The sequence below is a fragment of the Undibacterium paludis genome (genome assembly GCF_022568815.1).
Lineage (GTDB): Bacteria > Pseudomonadota > Gammaproteobacteria > Burkholderiales > Burkholderiaceae_D > Undibacterium.
This window is the reverse complement of record NZ_JAKZHX010000017.1, coordinates 51620-69413: the sequence shown is the minus strand read 5'-3', so window position 1 is coordinate 69413 and position 17794 is coordinate 51620. Positions and strand designations below refer to the sequence as shown.

Below are 17794 nucleotides of genomic sequence, written 5' to 3'. Positions count from 1 at the left end.
CGCTATCACTTTCGAGGACCAGGAACATGAATACCAGGAGCGCACCCAGCGACCGTACCCGCATTCGCCGGCTGGCGGAGCTTGCCAGCTATGAGCAGGCCAGCCTGCATGCAGTCATCGACGCTGCCCATCTTTGCCACATTGCCTTTGATGATGGCAAGGGCACGCATTGCATACCGACCGCCTGCTGGCGACAAGACGATTATCTGTATATCCACGGCTCTAATGGCGGTCGTCTGACCAGGTTATTGACCAGCGGTGTGCAAGCCTGTATCACCATCACTCATCTCGATGGCCTAGTGCTGGCCCGTTCAGCTTTCAACCATGCCATGAATTATCGTTCGGCCATGATCTATGGCTGCTTTGAGCGGGTCACGGATGAAGCTGACAAGCATCAGGCCCTGGCCCTGTTCATGGAAAAACTGGCCCCTGGCAGGCAGACTCAGGTCAGACCCGGCAGCATCAAGGAAATGGCAGCCACCACTGTCATGCGTATCGCCCTGGATGAGGCTGCTGTCAAAATACGTACTGGCGGCCCGGTTGATGATGCCGAGGACATGGATATCCCCGCCTGGGCCGGGGTCCTGCCCCTGGTGTTGACGCCTGCCACACCAGTCGCTGACGAGTATTGCCGTGTAGAAGCACCGGATTACGTGCGTAACTGGGCGCGCTGACTTTGCATGGAAAAAAGAGCCTTCACTCCAGCTACAAACCCAACCTGATATAGGTGAATACGGCCATGCCAAAAAATATGGTCTGCAACATGTTCTTGCGTACCAAAAAGAAAGCCGTTGCCAGCAAACCCGCCAGCAGGCGCGGGTTGTCCAGGCTGACTTCCACCTGGCCGTTGGCAAGCAGCAGATCAGGTACGATGATCGCCGCCAGGGCGCAGGCGGGGGCATAGCGCAATGCTTCCTGCGCCCGCTTGGGCAGGTTGATATGATGGCCGACCAGCCAGAAGCCGCTACGGGCAATGAAGGTAGCAAGGGTCAGCAGGATGATGACGAGCCAGATTTCCCAATCGCTCATGATGGCTCCCTTTCCTGGCATTTGCCGGATGTGGCTGGTTCCGTTTTTACTGCAGTTTTTTTACCTTCCAAAAACTCTTCCAGCATCATGGCCGTACCCATGCCCAGCAAGACCGCCAGCAGCAGTCCGAGTTTGTAGGGCAGGTTAACTGCGAGCAAGGCACAGATGCCCGCCACCACTACACCGGCAAAAGCAGCACGATTGATGATCAGTGGCAGCATGATGCACAGGATGGCCAGGGTACCGGCAAAGCCCAGCCCCCAGCTGGTCGGTACCTGGCTGCCAAGCAGGATGCCAATCACAGAACCGCTTTGCCAGGCTACCCAGTTAGGGAAGACCAGGGCCTTGAGGTACGCCAGCTTGCCTTTTTCTTCAGCAAACTCTGGGTAACGCTGCATGAACAGGCCGACCGAGATATCACCAGTCAAAAAACCGAGCCAGGCGCGGGTACGCCAGGGCAGATGCGAAAAATGCGGCGCCAGGATGGCGGAAAAAATCAGGAAGCGCAGGTTCACCACCAATGCCGTGGCAAAAATCACCCAGGCCGGTGCATGTGCAGCAATCAGGGGAAGCGAAGCCAGTTGGGCTGATCCGGCAAACACCAGCAGGGTCATGCCGAGGGCCTGCGTCAGTGTCAGGCCGGCCTTGATCATGGCGATACCTACCACCAGTCCCCAGGCGCCCACACCAAACCAGGTGGGTGCACCTACTCTCAAACCTTCCTTGAACGCGGCCTTGTCTGATTCAAATGACATGAGAGTGTGGAGAGAGCGGGAAAGTGCACTATTGTAACTGGGAAAGGAAAAATCTGCCCGCGCTGCCTGTTTCATGGGCAGTTTGACAAATGTATTGCGCCCTGTCCGGCATCGACAAGATGCTTATAGAGGGCTAAAACAGCCCAGCCACCCGAGAATCCGTTAAAATCTCGAAGGCAATTATTCATTGGAAGGACTGTACCGGCCAGAACCCTGCCCGCACCGCTTCCAGCACCAACTTTTTTACCGGAGTCAGCATGTCTACACCCGCCAGCACCACCAATAACGTCGTCGAACTGCAAGCCAAGGATTTGCCCGCACACTGCCCTAACCCGGCCATGCCCCTGTGGTCTTCGCACCCGCGCGTTTATCTGGACCTGTCCCATGGCGGTTCAGCCACCTGCTCGTATTGCGGCACCCAATACAAGCTCGCACCCGGCGTCGAGCTCAAAGCGCATTAATTTTTACTGACACCATCATGCCCGCCAAAAAGCAATTGATAGGCAGTGCCGACGAAGTCGAGGCTGCCTTTTACGATGCCATGAGCCGTGCCGACCTGGACGGCATGATGGCCCTGTGGGCTGAAGACGAAGAAATCGTCTGCATACACCCTGGTGCCGCCAGGCTGATCGGCCACGCAGCCATACGCAGCTCATGGGAAAGCATTTTTGAGCGCGGCAGTGTCAACATCCGGCCAGTGCAATTGCATGCCACCCACAATATGCTGACGGCAGTCCATAGCGTCATCGAAGAATTCCAGCGCACGGCAGATGGCAAGCAGGATGTGCATATCCTCGCTACCAATGTCTATGTAAAAACACCGCATGGCTGGCGCATTACCATGCACCATACTTCTGTAGCATCAGGCAAGGCGCCGCTGGACATGTTTAAAGCCAGCGTTTTGCACTGAACCTGCACTGACGAAGAGTCAATGAAATACATTTCACCACGCTGGTTGCCCGGCGGCCATCTGCAAACCATCTACCCGGCGCTGTTCATCGACAAGCCGCTGACACCATTGCGGCGGGAACGCTGGACCACACCGGATGCAGACTTTGTTGACGTTGATTTTCTCGATGGTGAAACTGGTAAACCCTTTGTCGTACTCTTCCATGGCCTGGAAGGTTCCAGCGACAGCCACTATGCGCGCGCCATGATGGCGGCCCTGCGTGAACGTGGCTGGTCAGGCGCGATACCGCATTTTCGCGGCTGCTCCGGCGAACTCAACCAGGCGCCGCGCTTTTACCATTCTGGCGACGCGCAGGAAATAGGCTGGATCATCGCCCGCCTGCATGCAGCTCACCAGCAAAAAAATCCGGGCAGTAAATTCTACGCAGCCGGTGTTTCTCTTGGCGGCAACGCCCTGCTGCGCTGGCTCGGTGAATCACAACACCAGGCAGAAATTATCAACGCGGCCTGTGCGGTATCCGCACCACTGGACCTGGCACAGGGCGGTGCGTCGCTGGGCAGCGGTTTCAACATGATCTACACGCGCATGTTTCTGAAGACGCTGAAGCCCAAGTGCCTGCAAAAACTCGACCAGTTCCCCGGCCTGTTCAATCGTGATGCCATGCTCAATGCCAGGGATTTGTACGAATTCGATAATGTCGTCACCGCACCACTGCATGGTTATCTCGATACCGATGATTACTGGCATCGCGCCAGCGCCAAGCATATACTGCACGATATCACGGTACCAACCCTAGTATTGAATGCCAGGAACGACCCTTTCCTGCCCGGCCGGCATCTGCCGGCACAAGCAGCCGATTGCGTCACACTGGAATACCCGGAACACGGTGGCCACGTCGGCTTTGCCACTGGCGGCATACCTGGCAAGCTGGACTGGCTGCCGCAAAAGATACTGCACTTTTTCGAGGCGAATAGCTGATGGATGAGATCGTCAAGGCAGCCATGGCCAAATGGCCAAATGTGCCACATTGCTATGGCTGGCTGGCGCTTGATGCCCGTGGAAACTGGCGCATGCGCGACGAACGCTGTCAGGCCCTGGGGCTGACAGGCGATATCATCCGCCACCCCACCCTGCTGGCCTTCATTGCCCGCAACTATACCTGCAGCGACGATGGCTGCTGGTATTTCCAGAATGGCCCGCAGCGCGTCTATGTCGACCTGGCAGCCACGCCATTCATCGCCCATACAACTGCCACTGGCAGCTTTGCCCTGCATCACACAGAACAGGACTTTGTCCCGGAACTGGTTTTTATGGACCGGCAAGGACACCTGCTTCTCAGCAGTGGCAACACTCTAGCCCAACTCGATGACCGAGACCTGACAGAATGCCTGACCTGGCTCAGCCTCGATCACGTTACTGCCAGTGCAGAAGACCTGCTGATGTGGCTGGACGATACCAACAATACTGGCAAACTGCAACTGCAACCACCTGGTACACATGGCTTATGCCTGGATGTACAGCGTTGTGAAGAACATCAACTGATGCATGAGTTCGGCTATGTCGCAAGGCCGCGACTGGAAACAGTGAAGCAGTAATCAACAGGCTGCCCCCCATGCGCAGGTCGCCAGACTGTTCCACTGATACAGAGGTTCTTTTCGCCGTAAGAATGTCACTTAGATAAACTCCGCATCGCTTGTCGTCCGAAGGCCACATCCCGTCACTTGAACATCGCCACATCACCATTTATCTTTCATATGGGATATGCTGTAAGCCAATGATGCCACATTGAATATAGATAGTCAGGCCATGGAAAATATCCTGCTTGTTGATGACGACCCACTAACACTGGCTCTACTGGCAACTACCCTGCGACAGGCAGGCTACACTGTTGTCACAGCGGTATCCGGCCTGGAGGCCCTGGTTGCGGCAGAAAGGGAAGCACCAGATCTTGCCATGCTTGATATTGACCTGCCTGATATGTCCGGCCTGGAGCTGGCCATCAAGCTCAGAGACTTGCAGGGCTTGCCATTCATGTTCCTCTCAGCAATCAGTGACGCTCATATTGTGGAAACAGCGGTCGAATATGGTGCCGTAGGCTACATGGTCAAACCAGTAGACATTTCCAGCCTCATGGCAACATTAAAAGCCAGTCTGGCCCGTGCGGAAGAGATCAAAAGACTGAGGAAAACCGAATCCCATCTGACCAATGCGCTCGCAACCGGCAGGGAAATCAGCATAGCTACTGGTGTCTTGATGGCACACTATCGAACTGACAGGCACACTGCATTTGACATCATGCGCAGCCAGGCAAGGTCGCAACGTAAAACCATCAGGGAAATTGCCAATGCTGTACTGAGTGCGGAAGAAACTATCAATCAGTTTCACACAGCGATTCAAGCCAAAAAGAAAAACGTTTGAGGATATTTCTCAATTGGCGCTACTGCGGCAAACACGCCGATGACGGAAATCTTTGAGAGCGAGCACAAACGCAAACATGCCATGCAGCCTGGCATGTCAATGTCATATTGACACAGTAAATAGAAAATGTTCTGGCTATCGTTAAATCTTGTCTCATGTTTCCACATGGCAATAAAGGTCAGGTAAAATCAAACCTGAAGTAATACGCTGCCACAACAGCATCACTGACAACCTCCTGCTCTGTTGTCCCTGATTTTCTTCGCTCTCCTGGAAGGCTGCCTTTACGCTGCATTTTCACGGTTCTCGTGGCCATTACCCGCCATATTCGTATTCTTTTTGAAATCCATTCTCATTTCAAGCGATCAGCTAATGCCTTGTGCAACTGGTCAAAGGAGCAAATATGAAAATTTCTGACATTACACAAACTACAAACCTCCCACATGGCGTACCAAATCTCGTTTATGGTGATTTCCTGATCTTCATGCTCGCCAGCGAAGCTTATGCTATCAATATCAAGTCCGTCAGAGAATTACGCGGAGAAGTATCACTGACCCAGATCGCAGGTTCACCGGACTATGTGCGCGGCGTTGCCAGCTTACGCGGCAGCGTTATTCCGTTTGTCGATTTGTGTCACTGCTTTAAGCTTGCAGGTGATTCAACACCCAGAACAGCCATTATTCTCGATACAGAACAGGGTCCAATGGGACTCTTGGCAGGCCAAATCCACGAAGTTGTACAAATCATGCGAGCCGATGTGCTCCCCTTCGCATGTAAAACAGATACTCAGCACATTCTGGGACTAGTCACGATGCAAGACAGGCTGGTCACGATACTGGATCTGAATACCCTTCTTGCTAGTCTTGAATACGAGAAATGCTACCAGACCGCAGGTTTATTAAATTAGTAGAAGGCACACCACACTAACACCAAAACAGTGCACGCCGACACCCAAAAGCATAAGAATCCAGATGGCGATCATGACAGGAAACTGCCGCGAACAGCCACAAGCAATCAGGTCATTAGCTTGCCGGCAAAGTCGGCTGCTTTGGCAAGGCAAGCAGTTTTCTTGCTCATGTCCAAGTATGACTCACTGGTTTGATCATCCATTTTCACCTATAGTTAAAATTGAAAATTAAGCAATTTTTCAGCACAAGGAGAAGCCATGACTACCAATATACTGATTGTGGACGACAGCGCGCTCAATCTCGTCCTGCTAACTTCACTTGCAGAATCTTTGCCAGATAGCACAGTCAGTGCATTTGAAGATCCGGTACTGGCATTGGCAGCCTGCCGTGACCGCGAGCATGACCTGATACTGGTTGACTATATGATGCCTGAAATCAACGGCCACGATTTTATTGAATTGGTCAGAAAACTGCCAGGTTACCAGGACATCCCTATCATCATGGTAACAACAGAAGATGAAAAAGATGTCCGGACCCGCGCTTTGCAGTTGGGGGCGACTGAATTCCTGGCCAAGCCAATTGATGTTACCGAATGTCGCATTCGCATGCGCAATCTGCTCAACCTGCGTCATGCCCAGGTCCTGCTTAAGGACAAAGCCAAATTGCTAGAGTATGAAGTCGAGCAGGCAACTGGCGCCCTGATAGACAGAGAGCATGAACTCATCGCCCGGCTTTCGCGGGCTGCAGAGTTCCGCGACCCGGAAACAGGCGGTCACATCAATCGTATGGCCCATTACTCCAGGCTGATAGCCGAGCAACTGGGTCTGGACAAACACTTTCAGGAACTGCTGCTTGAGGCGGCCCCCATGCATGACATTGGAAAAATCGGCATACCTGACCATATCCTGCTCAAGCCTGGCAAATTGACAGCAGAAGAACTCGCCATCATGCGTCGACATCCTGTAATCGGCGCCAGCATACTGGCAGGCAGTAATGCACCCGTCATCAAACTGGGGGAAGAGATCGCCCTCACTCATCATGAAAAGTTTGATGGCAATGGTTACCCTAACGGTTTGCGTGGTAAAGATATTCCCTGGTCTGGCCGTATTGTCGCAGTGGCCGATGTTTTCGACGCACTGTCGACGGAAAGGCCTTACAAGCATGCTTGGCCCATGGAGGACGCAAAGGCATTCCTACTGCAAAATGCGGGGACGCATTTTTGCCCCGACTGCGTGCGTGCGTTTGTCTCAGCCTGGGACCAGGTGCTCGACATACATCTCCGTTTCAACGACGATGTGATCATCCAGGAAGAGAGCACGTTGACAAAAGCCTGAACCCACTGGCTATGTTTTGTTTCGGGGAGTTATGATGGAGCAAGCACAAAAACGCATACGTCGTCAGTTAATCGTCCTGTTCACTTTTATCATCGCTCTGATCTGGGGTCTGGCGTTGTATGAAGTGGAACGCAATTATCGAAGCCAGGTCAATGATGTCAAATTCAGCACCAATGCGCAGGCCCAGCTTTTTGCTGAATATGCGCTGTCGACCATCAAACGCATTGATGAACTGTTGCTGGACATCCGGGATGACTGGGATGGTGACTGGCAACAGTTTGCCGATGTGGTCAACAAGCGCCAAGGCATCGTTCAGGACATCAGTTTTCAGATTGCCATCATCAATCAGGATGGCATCATGGAGTTTTCTAATCTGGCCAAACCCAATGACAGGGTTGATCTAAGCAAACGTGAACATTTCCTTGTACACCAGCGCCAGCCTGAACTTGACCGGCTTTATATCAGCAATCCGGTCTTGGGCAAGGTATCGCGCAAATGGTCTTTACAGTTTACACGTCCCATCCAGCGTTCAGGAAAATTTGCCGGTGTGATCGTGCTATCGATCGACCCTAATCTGCTCACAGCCATAACACTTAAATTCAACAATCCGCCAGGCAGTGTCGTTACTGTCTTGCGCGATAGCGGCGTGATCATGGCTCGTTCGCCGGACTCGTTACAATACTTGGGAAAAACCATCGACACCCAGCAATTATTTACCTCGCCAGAAGCAAGCACCGGCAACATTCAACGTATCGCCCAGACTGATGGCACTGAGCGCATGTATGGCTACAGAAGGCTAAAGGAGTACCAATTAACCTTCCTGGTCGGCGAACCGATTGGCGTAGTGACCGCTGCATTTCGCACCCACAGAAATAATGTATTTTTACTGGCACTTGTTGTCAGCCTGAGCATCATGTTGCTGTTCTGGTTGTTATTCAGAGCGCAGAATAAAGTAATAACGACCCAGGTCAAGCTCAAGGAAAGAGAAAAAACCCTGCGTAACTCGCAGGAAGTTGGCCGCATTGGCAGTTATGCGCTGGATTTGCAGTCCCACCGATTTACCTGCTCAGACATGCTCCTCTCGCTCTTTGGTTTGTCTCATAACCCTGAAATAAACATGAGGACCTGGCTGCGCCTGCTTTCCAAACAACAAAGAAAAGAAGTGTATCAAAGAATTTTAGATAAACTGGCAACAGAGTACAGATTCGATCAGGAATTCAAGATTGTCCGGCCCAGCGACGGATCGACGTGCTGGATCGCCGCTTTTGGCCAGCTCGACAAGGGGGCGACAGGGAAACCTTCTCGTATTGTCGGTGTAGTCCAGGACATTACCGAACGCAAACAGCATGAAAAAGAGTTGCTGCAAGCCAAGGAAATGGCTGAGTCGGCCAATGTCGCAAAAAGTCTCTTTCTGGCTTCCATGTCACATGAAATACGGACCCCCATGAATGGCATTATCGGCATGACCGATCTGACCCTGGAAACCGAGCTCGATACAGAGCAACAACGTTATCTCGGTCTGATCAAATCGTCCGCTAATTCCTTGATGACCATCATTGATGACATCCTGGATTCTTCCAAGATAGAAGCTGGCAAACTGTCACTGGAACATATCGATTTTGATTTGCGTGCAGTGCTCGCCGAGGCGATCAAGACTTTGGCAATCCAGGCAGAGAAAAAAGGGCTTGAACTGATAGCTGACATTGAATGCGGTCTCGATAAGAAACTGAATGGAGACCCAATCAGGTTGCGTCAGATACTCTTCAATATCGTAGGTAATGCGATCAAGTTCACCAGCGCAGGCGAAATCGTCATCAAGGTCAGTTATGAGAAAATTTCCGGTCAGGACATCAATCTGCATTTCAAGGTGACTGATACCGGCATAGGCATACCAGAAAACAAGCAGCAAAGTATTTTTGAATTGTTTTCACAAGCTGACAACTCTGTCACCCGCAAATTCGGTGGTACAGGTCTTGGTTTGTCAATTTCTTCACGCCTCGTTGAAATGATGGAGGGGAAGATATGGGTAGAAAGTCAGATTGGTCGCGGTAGCACCTTTCATTTTACAGTCAAGATGATTGTCAGCGACACGCCTGCTGCCATTCTCCCTGTCATGCCGCTTACCATCATCCCCAAAACCATCGTGATCGATGACAATATCGCCAACCTACAGTTCCTGGCTGATATTCTGATGAATTGGGGATTTGCCCCTCATTGCGTAGAGAACGCCGAACAAGGCCTGGCTGAGATACAAAATGCGTCAGCCATAGGCCAGCCTTACGGCCTGCTGATCATTGATGCCCACATGCCGGGCCTAAATGGTTATGATTTCGTACAGGCCTTAAAAAATAGAGACAACATTCGCATACCCTCCACATTGCTGCTGACCAGGGCCTCAGTACCTGGCGAGTCAGAGCGCTGCATGCAGCTAGGTATCAGGCACAGTTTGCCGAAACCCGTCACTCCCATTGAATTGCGACAGGCTATACGGCAGGCAACCGGGGAAAGCCAGGAACCAGATCAGGATGTTGTCAGGCAGGCTGGACTACAGAGATCAAATCGATCCCTGAGCCTGATGCTGGTTGAGGACAATGTCATCAATCAGCAAGTAGCAATGCGCTGGCTGAATGCCGCGGGACATGCAGTGCTACTATGTGAGAATGGACGCCAGGCTATTGATGCACTCAAAACCAACGAGGTAGACATCATATTAATGGACATGCAGATGCCCGTCATGGACGGTATAGAAGCGACCAAATTGATTCGTGCAAAAGAAGCGGGAACAGGGAAGCATGTACCCATCATTGCGATGACTGCCAATGTCATGCCCGGAGACAAGGAAAAATGTCTGCAGGCCGGCATGGATGCCTACATCTCCAAGCCAATACAACGTGAAACCCTGTTCACTACCCTGGCAGAGGTAATGGGCAAGTACGCTACAGAAGCAACAACAGCACTGACTACCGATGGCAATGAGCTCGTTCAGTCATCGCAATTCGACTATGCGCATGCCCTGAAAAAAACGGATGAAGAAATCATGAATATTATTGGCAAGCTTGCACTAAGCAATATTCCCGAGCATATCAAAGGATTAAGAGCCGCCCTGGCATCTGGTGAGCATAAAACAGCGTTGAGAACCGCACATACATTGAGGGGAATGGTCGGTTATTTTGGCGCCAAGCCATTAGTAGACCAAATTATGTCGATTGAATTTCTGTTGAAAGAAGATAAAAGAGAAATGGCTAGTGCCCAGTTGCCTTTGCTACTGGTTGAAGAACATCATTTCATTGCCGCCTTGAAATCAAGTCTGGATGCTTGAACAAGTGCGCAAATAGGCATATACCAGATGGACCAGTTCCTGCTTGCGCGCCAGGGCCTCCATTTCCCCCTGCCTTGCAGCATCATGAACGGCGCCCTCGATGGCGGCCGCCAGCGTACGTGCGATGATTTCATTTCTTCCCGGCTTTTCGCCTTTATTCACTGAAGCGATGAAACTGGTATAGAGTCCCAGATACTCTGCCAGAAAAGCAGCGTCGGCAGATTGTGATTCTGCCCGTAGTGGCGCATCTTCCAGCAAAGCCCGGTGCAGGGCCGGTTGGGAAGCATGTACGGCAAACATGCCATCGACAAGTTGCTCTATGCGCTTCTTGAGTGAGACACGTCCGCTGGTCAGTGCACGCAACACGTCAAGCACTTCGTCAAAATGCTTCTGCCTGATGGCCTCGATCAGTGAAAACTTGTCCGGGAAGTATTGATACAAAGACCCTATGCTGACCCCGGCCACTTCGGCAACATGGTTGGTGGTGAAACCCTGCCACCCCAACCGTCCCAGAACATGAGCACCGGCTGTGACGATGGCTTCTACAGTCGCACGCGAACGCGCCTGCCGCGGGGCTCTGCGTCTGACAGCAGGCCTGGCCTGAACGCGAGTAGACATGACCATGTACAGAATCCAGAATATGAGCTTATTACTCATATTTTACAGAGAAAGCCATATGTCGTCATTACCTGTGTTTTCCCGCGAAGTCCGCCTCAAAAGCAGGCCTGTCGGCTTGCCGCTGGCGGGACATTTTGAAGTAATTGATACCCCAGTACCTGTACCCGCCCAGGGCGAAGTCCTGATACGCAATCTGTATTCCAGAGTATCAGCCTCGCTACGCATGATGATCAGCGAAGGCGCAAGCGATGTGGAAGGTGTGCCCTTCCCTTGCCTGCAAGACGGTGCCACCCTGGCAGAGGAAGCACTGGGAGAAGTCGTCTCTGCCCCGCCTGACTGCGGCTTGCTGCCAGGGCATCTGGTCCTGCATTTTGCCGGATGGCGTGACTACAGCGTGCTGTCGCCAACAGCCTGTACGCTGATCAGGCAAAACTTGCCGGACCCGGCCGCCCACCTGAGCCATGGTTGGACAGCCTATGCAGCATTGACACGTGGAGTACAAATTCGCGCTGGCGACACAGTACTGATCACCAGTGCAGCAGGGGCAATCGGTTCCATGGCCGGGCAGATCGCCAGGGCCCTGGGCGCTGGCCGGGTCATCGGCAGTACCAGTTCGGCAGACAAGGCAAAACGCCTGACAGGCGAATTAGGCTACGATGCCATAGTCTTGCGTGGAGCAAGAGAATCATTTCTTACCCAACTGGGCAAGGCTGCCCCGGATGGTATCGATGTCGTCCTCGACAGCGTCGGTGGCGAGCAGCTACAGGCTGCTCTTGCCCTTGCCAATCCGGGTGCGCACATCCTGGTTACAGGAGCCTTGTCAGGGCAACTGGCCAGTCAGGGTAGCGGCAGGGTCGCCCCGGTAGAACTCGATTCATTCCAGATACTGCTCAAGAAAATCAGGCTGCAAGGCTATAGCGCAGACGATGATGTCGATGCCCGCACTGACTGGAACAGGCATTTTGTGGCCTGGCAAAAAGAAGATCGTATCTGCTTCCCGCATGTACTCATTGCAGGCTTGCAGAATGGCCCCCTGGCCATACAGAACATCGCAGACGGGAAATATTTTGGCACCGTGCTGATCAGGCACTAGGCGATCAGGGTTACTGATGTTATTGGCTGCGGCAATCTGCAAGGCCCTGCTCTACTTCTGTGTCACCCGCTTGCTCATACCTTCGAATGAATCATGTGACGCCCATTCCATCTATCACTGCTCAGACCAAACCCCGTCATCCCACCAGCCCAAAGCCAGTAACGTCGGAATGTCATAGCTATCATCTTCATTTCCCAGATACAACCTCAGTCCCAGTGATTCTGCCATGGCAAGATTATAAGCTTTAAACGCTGCCAGCAAATCCTCATGTACACTTTGCGGATACACACTGAAACAGACGAGTTGCTCTGCCTCGTCAATCGCCAGCAATTGCCGTGCCACGACTTTGCCTTTGGCATTGCGGGCATACAATACCTGCTTGTTGGCGTCGAGCAGGCAAGCAACAGCAGAATAAGCGCACAGGCCGCCAGCACCCAGGCAACTGCCGACATAACTGCCCAGCATTAGTATCTCGAAGGGATCATGCTCAAACGCCAGCGTCAGTTCGTCATTGCCCAGTTGCACCGTATGACGCAAACCTGTACTCCACAATGAAGCGGCCACACGCGGATGTGCGGCATACCATGCCTGGTTCAATGGATGATCAAGATAAGATAAGGACTGACCTTTGCCGGCTTGCTTCAGGAATTTTCTCAAACCCTTGCGATTACTGTCTGTCTGGCTATCCAGCCCTGCCAGCAGGCGCAGGGCATGGCGGGCAGAGACAGAGTAGTCGCGCAACTGAAAAGGTGCATCAATCGTTTTCCATATGGCGTTTTCAAATGCCTGCAAACGTACAGCAGGCAGGCGTGACAACGCCAGCTTGCAGTGTCGCCTTATCTGCACTGCTGACAAATGTTCACTGCCTTCAAAATAGGCGCGCAAGCGGCGTGGCAAAGGACTGTCAAGACCGGCTTCGCTACTCATGCGCAATAAAAGGCGACATGCCTCTTCCACTTGCATACCCTGCCAGTCCAGCGTGAACCAGTCCGTCTTTAGCTGACCTGCCATGAATTGTCTGCGCCTTTCATAGCTCAGGCAACCAAGCAACTGTACGCTGTGCCACAGGCGATCAGTTGCCAGTTGCATGGCCTCAAAAGCAATTGCTGGCGCTGCTGTACTGAATATGCAAAAACCGTAGACCAGGAGCCCGGTATCATCCTGACGTCGACAGGCGCGTTCAAGCGAGAGCCAGATACGTAAATCCAGGTCAGGCAATTGTGCTCGATGCGCCGGCGAAAGCGGCTCTATCATATTGATAAGAGTATAGCTGTAGTCGGCCGTGGCAGAAAACGGTGGCCGGCACAACCTGACCATCAACGGCAAGACATCCTGAAGCGCCGACTCCAGCTGGGCAAAATCATCCCAGCCATCAATGAAATGTTTCCACATTCCAGCCATTTTTTCTTGCCAATCCGCCTGAAGGGTAATCAGGATGGCATGGAATGCCGGAAAGACTTTCAGGTACACTCGCCAGTTATCCAGCAATCTGATTTTTTCATCTTCGTAGGAAAAGAAATGATAACTGAGATTAATCAGGGTATCTGCAGCCTGATTGCTTAAAGCTTCCCAGCTGATTTCACGGAGGAAACCGGCAAACCCGGGGAGTTCACCGCAAAACTGCCATAGCGTGACAGCGGTGCCTCCACCAGCCAGATCGCTTGCGCGCATGATGATATCTATTGGCACATCATCTGCATCAAAGCTGGTTCTCAGCCGCCACTCGTCTCGTTCAATACTACCCCGCATTTCGGCGACCTCGCAACCATGCAAGCTGTAGGCTGCGCTGACCTGACGCCCCAGATTATCCAGCACGATGTCTACATACAGAGCAAAGCGTTCGTCATTTTCTGTCAGTGCATCGAGTCTTTGCATCTGTTCTGCAGAGAACAGTGACGGTGCGTGCAGATAGCAGCGACGCTTGAGCAAGGCGCGCAAGTACGCAAGTTGCCGTGCCGGTCGTAATTGCATGAGCAGGTTCGCCCAGGGAAATTGCTGCGTGGCGACAGCGCATAGTCTGGCCAACAAGCACTGTTTCTCTGGACTTCCGTCCCACTCCAGAGCGCGCCAAAGCGTCAACCAGTCTAGCATCAGCGTATAAGGTTGATGCCGCAAATGCCATAAAAAATAACGACGGAATCCCACAGGAAAAGCTGGCAGGTCCTGCTCTGTCACCTGCCAGGCATGCGCCAGAAAAGCGGCTGTCGTCCTCGCCTTGCAATGCAAGAGCGGAGCACCATTCTGATCTAATGCGGGCAATGTGGAAAAGTCATGACGGACAAAAAAACTATCCAGCAGGCGCTGATCCAATAGCAGAGCACACAGATCCAGTTCGGCTTGTGCCGGTTTCGGTGGCTGGAATTTTGTCCCTCTGAAAGCACGCGGGTGCGCAGCAGTGGCAACTGGCCTCTTTGCAGGCGCCCGCCGTGGCGTGGCGAGAGCAACACCTGTACTGGCGATATCCGGTATGCTGCACCAGAACACACGCCAGAATGCGGGCCAGGCTGCTTTCAGGTCCCGGGCGTTGCGCAGGGTTTGCCAATCTGCCTGCAAGCCCCTTGCAAGGGCAAAAACCGTGCAATCAAGATCAGGCAGACTCACTCGTCTGAGTGTGGACTCAATCCCTGTGTCCCGCTCATCCGCTAGCAAGGCAATGATGCCGTCAACCTGACGTATCAGGCCGACCAATACAGCGTTTGACGGGTTAATTGTGGGTGATGGAAATCTATCTTTCTTTGTCTGATTCATTCTGTTTCACGATACGGCTTAATGTACCGGGCAACTTACCGGTACAAGAATGAAAGCAGTTGCTCAATGCTTCCGCGTATTTTTCGTACCAATGAAACAGCGCTTATTTCTTGTGTTCTTTATACACGCGCAACAATTCGCTGACGAGGATACCATCTATGGTCATGCCTTCGACATCAAGATTCTGCATTCTTGCATGCCTGAAAGAGACTGTATCGAATCTGCTTCCCTGGAAGTCGACATTGGAAAAATCGCAGGCTGCCAGCATTACTTCATTGAAATTGGAACGTGACAGGTCTTCCCGGTTGAAATTCCTGCCCAACAGTGTTTTGTTCTCTTCCATGAAGGTCCCCTGCTTTCATGATTTAGCAATGTGAACCCCATTATAAATCGGCAAAGGGTAGTCAGCCATGAATGAGCGTCCTTCGAAGTTCACTCTTCTTGAAGAGCCAGGGCATGCCAGTTTCTTTCCGGAAGCAGATCAATTGACCAGCATTCATTACTTACCTTTTGGTGCCGACGCTTTTTTCCTGACCAGGCTTACCCAGTCTCTCTCGTCATGCATCCCCAGGACATTGACTGTTTTTGCCAGCATGTCATAGATAGCCCAAGGCGGAGCACGCCTGTTCTGTGGCCATTCCACTTGTGCACATTGAAAACATACATCAAGCTTGCTCGTCAGCTTACCTGCGTGATAAAAACTGAAGCTGTGATGGGGATCGGAGATGCATGCAGAAAAAGCGTCCTGTGTTTCATCAGCCATGGCAAGGGCATCTGTCAGGAATTTCTCTTTTTCTTGCGCAGTCAAAGCATGCTTGTGATAAATGATTTCAGTATGCTGTGCTGATGCAGGTGAATCAGGATATGCCTGTATGAAATCCATCTCAGACGAATGTTCGGTCACAATGATTTTATCCGATTGCTCTATCGCACGGATCAAATCGGCCTTATAAGCAGCGCCCGATTTAGCCTCTGTTTCTTTTCGGAAGCAGGCAGTCAATGAACTGGTAGCGAACAGCAGAACAAGCAGTAAAGTCAATTGCCTGAATTTGCCTGCCAATAACAAGGTACTCGCCATCAACGCCGCTTCTTCTCTTCTGCCAGCTGTTCCTTGTGCTTTTCTTTCCATTCGCGCTCACGGGCGTCAATCTGCGCCAGTTCGAAATACTGGGCGTCTTTTTCGCGGCGGGCGATGTCAAGCTGTTGCAGAGCAGCGGCCAGGTTGCCCTGTATGCCATAGGCTTCGGCCAGGGCCAGGTGCTGGGCAGCCTGCTTGCCCTGAGCGTCGTAGACTTTGGCCAGCAGGTTGTACAGTTGTGGCTCCTGACGGTACATGACGATCTGGTCACGCAAGAACACCCCGGCTTTTTCTTCTTTCTTGTCGGCCAGCAGGGCTTCGGCATATTGCAGGGCGACACCGCGTGACAGGGGCAGGTCACGCATGGCTTTTTCTGCCTCTTTGACAGCAGCATCGGTTTGTTTGTCACCAATCAGGATGTCGATGGACAGGTCTGCATACATATTGCTATAGCCGAGCAGACCACGGTAGGCAGTCGATTGCTCAAGTTGTTTGCGCGATTGCTCGAGCAGACTGCGTGCTTTTGCAAAATCAAGGCGTTTATAGGCGATAAAGGCCTGACCATATTTTGCAGTGATCTGGTCTTCGAGCTTGCCTGTCCTGGCCTGATTGTCAAAGAAGGTCGTTGCATCCATCAGGCCTTGCACTGTGCTGTCCTGCAAAACCCTGACCCTGGCTTTGGTCAGCAAAAATTCTATACTGTCGGCATGCTGGCGATAGCGCTCATCAACCAGGCGCGACTGGATATCGGCTATCCTTTCACTGGTCAGTGGATGGCTGCGCAAATATGGGGGCAGGTTATCAGTGTAGTTGCGGGTGGAATTTTGCAGGCGGCCAAAAAAACTGACCATGCCATTGGGATCAAAGCCTGAATCACGCAGAATCTGGAAGCCGACACGATCTGCTTCGCGCTCTGCATCGCGACCAAAATTCAGTTGCTTCTGTATCGCCAGACCTTGCCCGCCCGTTGCCAGCGCCATTGCTGCATCAGGGCTGGAGCGTGCTGCCAGCACGGCCAGTGCCAGGGCAGCCAGCGGAATGAAGGCATCATTCTTTTGATTGCTCAAGGCGCGGGCGATATGACGCTGGGCAACATGGCCTATCTCATGGCCCATGACCGAGGCCAGTTCGGATTCAGACTGGGCTGCCAGGATCAAGCCTGAATGAAAGCCAATAAAACCACCGGGAAAAGCAAAGGCATTGAGCACCGGGTCGCGCACGGCAAAAAATTCAAAGTTGTAACTGGCTTCACCACGTGCATCAGGACGGGTTTCCAGCATCTTGTTGCCCAGACGGTTCAGGTATTCGGAAACTGGGGCATCATCCATGTAATCAGGATCTCGCCTTACCACGCTCATGATCTGCTCACCGAGCTTGCGCTCAGCCAGCGGTGACAAGTCTTCCCTGGAAGTATCGCCCAGAGTGGGCAGATTCTGCGCCAGTACCTGGCCAGACGACAGTTGCGCACTCCCCAAACCGGCCAGCAGGGCTACCGCCAGACGAACAGTGTGCAGCCGAAAAGTACGACGCAGCGGATTCACAATGCTATGATACTTGGACACGGATAGCTTCCTTATTTCTATACTT

The 17794-nt window shown here is 52.4% G+C and carries 17 protein-coding genes; 10 read left to right on the top strand and 7 right to left on the bottom strand.

The features are described from left to right. Positions 1-26 precede the first annotated feature (26 nt). Complete coding sequence (locus tag LZ463_RS24480; protein ID WP_241458930.1) at positions 27-674, top strand: pyridoxamine 5'-phosphate oxidase family protein; 648 nt, start codon at positions 27-29, stop codon at positions 672-674. Positions 675-705: 31 nt separating this feature from the next. Here LZ463_RS24480 and LZ463_RS24475 read toward each other — a convergent pair whose 3' ends face one another. Together LZ463_RS24475 and LZ463_RS24470 are read right to left on the bottom strand one after the other, a co-directional pair. Then, positions 706-1029: an AzlD domain-containing protein gene (locus LZ463_RS24475; RefSeq protein ID WP_241458929.1), complete on the bottom strand. Its 324-nt coding sequence runs from the start codon at positions 1027-1029 to the stop codon at positions 706-708. Next, positions 1026-1784 carry an AzlC family ABC transporter permease gene (locus LZ463_RS24470; RefSeq protein ID WP_241458928.1) on the bottom strand — a complete coding sequence of 253 codons (759 nt, stop codon included), beginning with the start codon at positions 1782-1784 and terminating at the stop codon, positions 1026-1028. The genes LZ463_RS24475 and LZ463_RS24470 overlap by 4 nt, the downstream gene beginning before the upstream one ends. Before the next feature lie 257 nt (positions 1785-2041). On the opposite strand from LZ463_RS24470, the gene LZ463_RS24465 reads away from it, so the two are divergent. The 8 genes from LZ463_RS24465 (at position 2042) to LZ463_RS24430 (ending at position 10670) form a co-directional block, all read left to right on the top strand. Then, positions 2042-2245 (top strand): zinc-finger domain-containing protein, encoded by a 204-nt coding sequence (locus LZ463_RS24465; RefSeq protein ID WP_241458927.1) that lies wholly within the window; start codon positions 2042-2044, stop codon positions 2243-2245. A gap of 17 nt (positions 2246-2262) precedes the next feature. Further along, positions 2263-2694 (top strand): YybH family protein, encoded by a 432-nt coding sequence (locus LZ463_RS24460; RefSeq protein WP_241458926.1) that lies wholly within the window; start codon positions 2263-2265, stop codon positions 2692-2694. Between the two features lie 21 nt (positions 2695-2715). Continuing rightward, complete coding sequence (locus LZ463_RS24455) at positions 2716-3672, top strand: YheT family hydrolase (RefSeq protein WP_241458925.1); 957 nt, start codon at positions 2716-2718, stop codon at positions 3670-3672. Further along, complete coding sequence (locus LZ463_RS24450; protein ID WP_241458924.1) at positions 3672-4289, top strand: DUF2946 family protein; 618 nt, start codon at positions 3672-3674, stop codon at positions 4287-4289. Before LZ463_RS24455 ends, LZ463_RS24450 begins: the two co-directional genes overlap by 1 nt. Before the next feature lie 190 nt (positions 4290-4479). After that, the gene (locus LZ463_RS24445) at positions 4480-5112 is read left to right on the top strand and encodes an ANTAR domain-containing response regulator (RefSeq protein ID WP_241458923.1); all 633 of its coding nucleotides are present in this window, start codon (positions 4480-4482) and stop codon (positions 5110-5112) included. A gap of 400 nt (positions 5113-5512) precedes the next feature. After that, the gene (locus LZ463_RS24440; RefSeq protein ID WP_241458922.1) at positions 5513-6016 is read left to right on the top strand and encodes a chemotaxis protein CheW; all 504 of its coding nucleotides are present in this window, start codon (positions 5513-5515) and stop codon (positions 6014-6016) included. 258 nt (positions 6017-6274) lie between these two features. After that, positions 6275-7351: an HD domain-containing phosphohydrolase gene (locus LZ463_RS24435; protein ID WP_241458921.1), complete on the top strand. Its 1077-nt coding sequence runs from the start codon at positions 6275-6277 to the stop codon at positions 7349-7351. 31 nt (positions 7352-7382) lie between these two features. After that, on the top strand, positions 7383-10670 hold the full coding sequence (locus LZ463_RS24430; protein WP_241458920.1) for a hybrid sensor histidine kinase/response regulator: 3288 nt from the start codon (positions 7383-7385) through the stop codon (positions 10668-10670). Here LZ463_RS24430 and LZ463_RS24425 read toward each other — a convergent pair. After that, positions 10653-11288 carry a TetR/AcrR family transcriptional regulator gene (locus LZ463_RS24425; RefSeq protein ID WP_241458919.1) on the bottom strand — a complete coding sequence of 212 codons (636 nt, stop codon included), beginning with the start codon at positions 11286-11288 and terminating at the stop codon, positions 10653-10655. The two genes, LZ463_RS24430 and LZ463_RS24425, sit on opposite strands and share 18 nt — an antisense overlap. A gap of 58 nt (positions 11289-11346) precedes the next feature. Between LZ463_RS24425 and LZ463_RS24420 the strand changes: the two genes are divergently transcribed. After that, positions 11347-12381, top strand: a complete 1035-nt coding sequence (locus LZ463_RS24420) for an MDR family NADP-dependent oxidoreductase (RefSeq protein ID WP_241458918.1) — start codon at positions 11347-11349, stop codon at positions 12379-12381. A gap of 114 nt (positions 12382-12495) precedes the next feature. Here the strand turns inward: LZ463_RS24420 and LZ463_RS24415 are convergent, their stop codons facing one another. The 4 genes from LZ463_RS24415 to LZ463_RS24400 all read right to left on the bottom strand — a co-directional run bounded on the left by LZ463_RS24415 (position 12496) and on the right by LZ463_RS24400 (position 17769). Continuing rightward, positions 12496-15129 (bottom strand): hypothetical protein, encoded by a 2634-nt coding sequence (locus LZ463_RS24415; protein ID WP_241458917.1) that lies wholly within the window; start codon positions 15127-15129, stop codon positions 12496-12498. A gap of 103 nt (positions 15130-15232) precedes the next feature. Then, complete coding sequence (locus LZ463_RS24410) at positions 15233-15472, bottom strand: pentapeptide repeat-containing protein (protein ID WP_241458916.1); 240 nt, start codon at positions 15470-15472, stop codon at positions 15233-15235. Positions 15473-15628: 156 nt separating this feature from the next. Next, positions 15629-16207: a hypothetical protein gene (locus LZ463_RS24405; RefSeq protein ID WP_241458915.1), complete on the bottom strand. Its 579-nt coding sequence runs from the start codon at positions 16205-16207 to the stop codon at positions 15629-15631. Continuing rightward, positions 16207-17769, bottom strand: a complete 1563-nt coding sequence (locus LZ463_RS24400) for a beta-barrel assembly-enhancing protease (protein ID WP_241458914.1) — start codon at positions 17767-17769, stop codon at positions 16207-16209. The genes LZ463_RS24405 and LZ463_RS24400 overlap by 1 nt, the downstream gene beginning before the upstream one ends. Between the last annotated feature and the right edge of the window lie 25 nt (positions 17770-17794).

What these genes read in the sequence shown, in the direction of transcription:
- LZ463_RS24480 (WP_241458930.1), top strand. Translation starts at nt 27, where the DNA reads ATGAATACCAGGAGCGCACCCAGCGACCGTACCCGCATTCGCCGGCTG.
- LZ463_RS24440 (WP_241458922.1), top strand. Translation starts at nt 5,513, where the DNA reads ATGAAAATTTCTGACATTACACAAACTACAAACCTCCCACATGGCGTA.
- LZ463_RS24435 (WP_241458921.1), top strand. Translation starts at nt 6,275, where the DNA reads ATGACTACCAATATACTGATTGTGGACGACAGCGCGCTCAATCTCGTC.
- LZ463_RS24425 (WP_241458919.1), bottom strand. Translation starts at nt 11,288, where the DNA reads ATGTCTACTCGCGTTCAGGCCAGGCCTGCTGTCAGACGCAGAGCCCCG.
- LZ463_RS24455 (WP_241458925.1), top strand. Translation starts at nt 2,716, where the DNA reads ATGAAATACATTTCACCACGCTGGTTGCCCGGCGGCCATCTGCAAACC.
- LZ463_RS24475 (WP_241458929.1), bottom strand. Translation starts at nt 1,029, where the DNA reads ATGAGCGATTGGGAAATCTGGCTCGTCATCATCCTGCTGACCCTTGCT.
- LZ463_RS24465 (WP_241458927.1), top strand. Translation starts at nt 2,042, where the DNA reads ATGTCTACACCCGCCAGCACCACCAATAACGTCGTCGAACTGCAAGCC.
- LZ463_RS24415 (WP_241458917.1), bottom strand. Translation starts at nt 15,129, where the DNA reads ATGAATCAGACAAAGAAAGATAGATTTCCATCACCCACAATTAACCCG.
- LZ463_RS24410 (WP_241458916.1), bottom strand. Translation starts at nt 15,472, where the DNA reads ATGGAAGAGAACAAAACACTGTTGGGCAGGAATTTCAACCGGGAAGAC.
- LZ463_RS24450 (WP_241458924.1), top strand. Translation starts at nt 3,672, where the DNA reads ATGGATGAGATCGTCAAGGCAGCCATGGCCAAATGGCCAAATGTGCCA.
- LZ463_RS24460 (WP_241458926.1), top strand. Translation starts at nt 2,263, where the DNA reads ATGCCCGCCAAAAAGCAATTGATAGGCAGTGCCGACGAAGTCGAGGCT.
- LZ463_RS24470 (WP_241458928.1), bottom strand. Translation starts at nt 1,784, where the DNA reads ATGTCATTTGAATCAGACAAGGCCGCGTTCAAGGAAGGTTTGAGAGTA.
- LZ463_RS24420 (WP_241458918.1), top strand. Translation starts at nt 11,347, where the DNA reads ATGTCGTCATTACCTGTGTTTTCCCGCGAAGTCCGCCTCAAAAGCAGG.
- LZ463_RS24430 (WP_241458920.1), top strand. Translation starts at nt 7,383, where the DNA reads ATGATGGAGCAAGCACAAAAACGCATACGTCGTCAGTTAATCGTCCTG.
- LZ463_RS24405 (WP_241458915.1), bottom strand. Translation starts at nt 16,207, where the DNA reads ATGGCGAGTACCTTGTTATTGGCAGGCAAATTCAGGCAATTGACTTTA.